We start from the raw sequence: 4,215 nt of genomic DNA on the forward strand, positions 1-4,215 counted from the left end.
CCGGCGAACTCGATACTGCCCGCCGTCGGCTCCAGCAGCCGCACCAGCATCCGACCCGTGGTCGTCTTCCCACAGCCGGACTCCCCCACCAGACCGAGCGTCTCCCCCGCCCGCACCTCGAAGTCCACCCCGTCGACCGCCCGCACCAGACCGGCACGACCGAAACCCTCCCGCACCGGGAAATGCTTGCTCAACCCCCGCACCCGCAGCAGCGGCTCACCGCTGGGCGGCGCCGGCGCGACAGCGCCCAGCGGCTCACCGGTCTCGGCGCTCATCGGGCCACCCCCACCCGGGCGACGTCCTCGGCGTACAGCCGGGTCCGCTCCTCGGCCGGCAGGTGACAGGCCACCAGATGCCCCGGCGCGCCCGCCGGACGCAACTGCGGAACCTGCGTGCGGGACCGGTCACCGTTACGGCCGGCGTAACGGCACCGCGGATGAAACGCACACCCCGACGGCAGATCAATCAGGCTCGGGGGGTTACCCGCGATCGGCACCAGATCCGCGTCGGCGTCACCGTGCAACGACGGCACGCTGGACAACAGGCCCCACGTGTACGGATGCTGCGGCCGCCGCAACACCTGCTCCACACTCCCGGACTCGACCGCCCGCCCCCCGTACATCACCAACATGTCATCGGCCACCTGCGACACCACACCCAGATCGTGGGTGATCAAAATGATCGCCGACCCGAACTCCGCCTGCAGATCCGCCAACAGATCCAAAATCTGCGCCTGCACCGTCACATCCAACGCCGTGGTCGGCTCATCAGCGATCACCAGATCCGGATCATTCACCAACGCCATCGCGATCATCGCCCGCTGCCGCATCCCACCCGAAAACTCATGCGGATACTGATCAAAACGCCGGGCAGGCTGCGGAATCCCCACCCGACCCAACATGTCCACCGCACGCTGCCGCGCCTCACGACGACCCGCCCCCGGATGATGCACCCGATACGCCTCCGCGACCTGCCGCCCCACCGAGTAGTACGGATGCAACGCCGACAACGGATCCTGAAAGATCATCGCCACATCACGGCCCCGCAACCGGCGAACCTCCTCCTCCGGCAGGCCGACCAGCTGGCGGCCTCCGACGGAGATCTCACCGGTGACGGTGGCGCGCTTCGGGTCGTGCAGGCCGAGAATGGCCAGCGAGGTCACGCTCTTGCCCGACCCGGACTCGCCGACGATGCCGAGGGTCCGTCCCCGCTCGACGGTGAACGACACCCCGTCGACCGCGCGGACCACGCCGTCCTCGGTGTCGAAGTGCACCCGCAGGTCGTCGACCCGCAGGTAGGGGCCGTCGCCGGAGCGCGGCTCCGGCACGGCGGGGCGGTCCGGATTACCGGACGGCGTCGACTCGGGGCTGTCCACGACCGCCTCCCTCTGTGAGATGTAGGGAACCTACAACAGAAACCAGAGGGTGAAAATAAGCTACATCCGCGGCGCTGTCAGCGGGCCACAGCGTAACGACTCGACAACGCCGCAGCACCCCACGCCCACCCGCTGGCACCACCCCGGTTCCTGCCACGCTCGGACGCCAGGTGCGACGATGTGGAGAGCGAGCAGGAGAGGATTCGACCGCACGAGGTGGAGGTGACCATGACCGTGGCGGCTTTCGGCCACAGGGGCCCGTGGACCGAGGAGGAGTACCTCGCCCTCGGCGAGACGCAGGATCGCGTCGAACTCTTCGACTTGAGCCTCCACGTGATCCCAGGACCCGCCCCTCTTCACCAGAACATCTCCGGCGAGCTTCGGGCCGCATTACGGGCACCGGTACGCCAGGCCGGGCTCCGTGTGTTGGAAGCCGTCAACATCCGGCTCCGGCCCGGCCGCATCCCCATTCCCGACCTTGTGATCACCAACGAGGTCGACCTACGGGTACTCGTGATCGACGCGCGTGACGTCCTGCTGGTCTGCGAGATCATCTCTCCGAGCAACGCGGCTACCGACAAGGTGCTCAAGATGCACTACTACGCGGCAGCCGGGATCGAGTGGTACCTGCTCGTCGAGCAGGAGACGCTGACATTGCACCTCTATCAGCGGCAGGGCGCCCACTACGTCGAGCGATCGGTCACCAAGGCCGGTGAGACGTTGGAGTTGACGGAGCCGGTACGGGCGTCGATCCGACCGGACGAGCTTCTCGCCTGACGGATGTCGGTGCGCTCGCCTAGGGTCGGGCGCATGACGGAGTTCGACGCGGCGTCCGCCGCTGTGCAGGCCGCCCTCGACGCCGGGGCACGGTACGCCGACGCCCGCGTCATGCACCGCCGCTACGAGTCGATGTCCGCGCGTAACGGCGACATCGAGGAGCTGACCCAGGACGAGAGCATCGGGCTGGGCGTCCGCGCGCTGGTCGGATCGAGTTGGGGCTTCCACGCCGTACCCGATCTGTCGGACGCTGCGGCCCGCGACGCCGGCCGGCGTGCCGCGCGGATCGCCGCCGCGAGCGGGCGGGTTCCCGGCCCGCCGATCGACCTGGTGTCGGGCGCGGCGGCGGTGGCGAGCTGGGCTTCCCCCTGCACGGTGGACCCGCTCGGCGTCGCGCTGTCGACCAAGGGCGACCTGCTCGTCGAGGCCACCAGGGCGATCGTCGACCACGGGGCCGACCTCGCCGAGGGGCTCTACCAGATCTGGGACACCGACAAGTGGTTCGTCTCCAGCGAGGGCCACCGGATCGACCAGCGCATCCGGGAGTGCGGGGGCGGCATCTCGGCGACCTCCATCGGCGACGGCGAGACACAACGCCGGTCCTACCCGAGCTACCGGGGCCAGTACGGCACTACCGGCTGGGAGCTGGTGGAGTCGCTCGACCTGACCGCGCACGCCGCGGAGATCGCCGACGAGTCCCGCGCGCTGCTGACCGCGCCGCTCTGTCCAGCCGGCGAGACGGACCTGATCCTCGGCGGCGAGCAGCTCGCACTGCAGATCCACGAGTCGGTCGGCCACGCCATCGAGCTGGACCGGATCCTCGGCTGGGAGGCCGCGTTCGCCGGCACCTCCTGGCTGGACCTGGCCCAGCTGGGCTCGCTGCGCTACGGCTCGGACCTGATGACGATCACCATCGACCCGACCATCCCGGGCGCGCTTGGCAGCTTCGGCTTCGACGACGAGGGCTCCCCGGCGGTGAAGCGGGACGCGGTCCGCGAGGGGCGCTGGGTGGGTGTCCTCGCCGGCCGCGACTCGGCCTCGGTGGCCGGTCTCGACTACGGCGGCAGTGTCCGCGCCGACGGGTGGGCCCGGCTGCCGATGGTGCGGATGACCAACGTCGGCCTGGAACCGGGCCCGCACACGCTGGAGGAGATCATCGCGGCCACCGACGACGGGGTGCTGATGGACGTCAACCGGTCCTGGTCCATCGATGACAAGCGGCTCAACTTCCAGTTCGGCTGCGAGGTCGGGTGGGAGATCAAGAAGGGGAAGCGGGGACGGATGCTGCGCAACCCGACGTACACCGGCATCGGCCCGCTCTTCTGGCGCTCGATGGACATGCTCTCCGGCGAGACGGTCGCCTGGGGCACACCGAACTGCGGCAAGGGCCAACCCGGCCAGGTCGGGCACACCGGGCACCCGGCGGCCCCGGCGCGTTTCCGCAACGTCCGGGTGGGGGTGCGTGCGTGAGCGCGAGGAGTGAGCTGGGTCTGCGAGCCCCGCAGTCGCGAACGAAAGGGGGCTGGGCATGACCGAGCTGGACCTCGCGGGGCAGGTGATGGAGCTGGTCCGTCGCCTCGGCGGCCCGGGCGCACAGGCGGAGGCCACGGTGCTGCGCAGCGACCTGGCCCTGACCCGTTTCGCCAACTCGTTCATCCACCAGAACGTCGCCGAGTCCGGCGTCTCGGTGCGGCTGCGGCTGCACGTCGACGGGCGCACGGCGGCCGGCGGCGGCAGCGTGGTCACCCCCGACGGGCTGCGGGCGCTGGTCGAGCGCACTCTCGCCGCCGCACGGCTCTGCCCGCCGGACCCGGCGTGGCCGGGGCTCACCCCGCCCGCGCCGACACCGTCCACCACGGCCTTCGACGAGGCCACCGCGTACGCGGACCCGGACGAGCGCGCCGAACGGGTCCGCGCCTTCGTCGCGGCGGCCGGCGGACTGGAGAGCGCCGGCTACTGCCGCACCGCGTACCGGTCGGCGGCGTTCGCCAACTCGACCGGCCACTCCGCGTCGGGCCGTACGGCCGAGGCGGCGATGGACGGGATCGCCCGCACCGGCAGCG

The 4,215-nt window shown here is 70.7% G+C and carries 4 protein-coding genes and 1 pseudogene; 3 read left to right on the forward strand and 2 right to left on the reverse strand.

From position 1 onward, the window contains the following. Positions 1-275 (reverse strand): ABC transporter ATP-binding protein (locus AB0I76_RS23685; protein WP_357039354.1); only part of this gene is annotated, 275 nt, incomplete at its 3' end. Beyond that, the gene (locus AB0I76_RS23690) at positions 272-1,375 is read right to left on the reverse strand and encodes an ABC transporter ATP-binding protein (RefSeq protein ID WP_357039357.1); all 1,104 of its coding nucleotides are present in this window, start codon (positions 1,373-1,375) and stop codon (positions 272-274) included. The genes AB0I76_RS23685 and AB0I76_RS23690, both read right to left, overlap by 4 nt. A gap of 228 nt (positions 1,376-1,603) precedes the next feature. On the opposite strand from AB0I76_RS23690, the gene AB0I76_RS23695 reads away from it, so the two are divergent. The 3 genes and pseudogenes from AB0I76_RS23695 to AB0I76_RS23705 all read left to right on the forward strand — a co-directional run. Then, entirely contained in the window at positions 1,604-2,152 is a 549-nt protein-coding gene (locus AB0I76_RS23695; protein ID WP_357039360.1) for a Uma2 family endonuclease, read from the forward strand. Positions 2,153-2,185: 33 nt separating this feature from the next. Beyond that, positions 2,186-3,622 (forward strand): TldD/PmbA family protein, encoded by a 1,437-nt coding sequence (locus AB0I76_RS23700; protein ID WP_357039363.1) that lies wholly within the window; start codon positions 2,186-2,188, stop codon positions 3,620-3,622. A gap of 58 nt (positions 3,623-3,680) precedes the next feature. Further along, a pseudogene (locus tag AB0I76_RS23705) lies at positions 3,681-4,215 on the forward strand (TldD/PmbA family protein); the annotation flags it as partial.

The organism is Micromonospora sp. NPDC049799 (genome assembly GCF_040656655.1).
In the GTDB taxonomy this organism is placed as follows: Bacteria; Actinomycetota; Actinomycetes; order Mycobacteriales; family Micromonosporaceae; genus Micromonospora.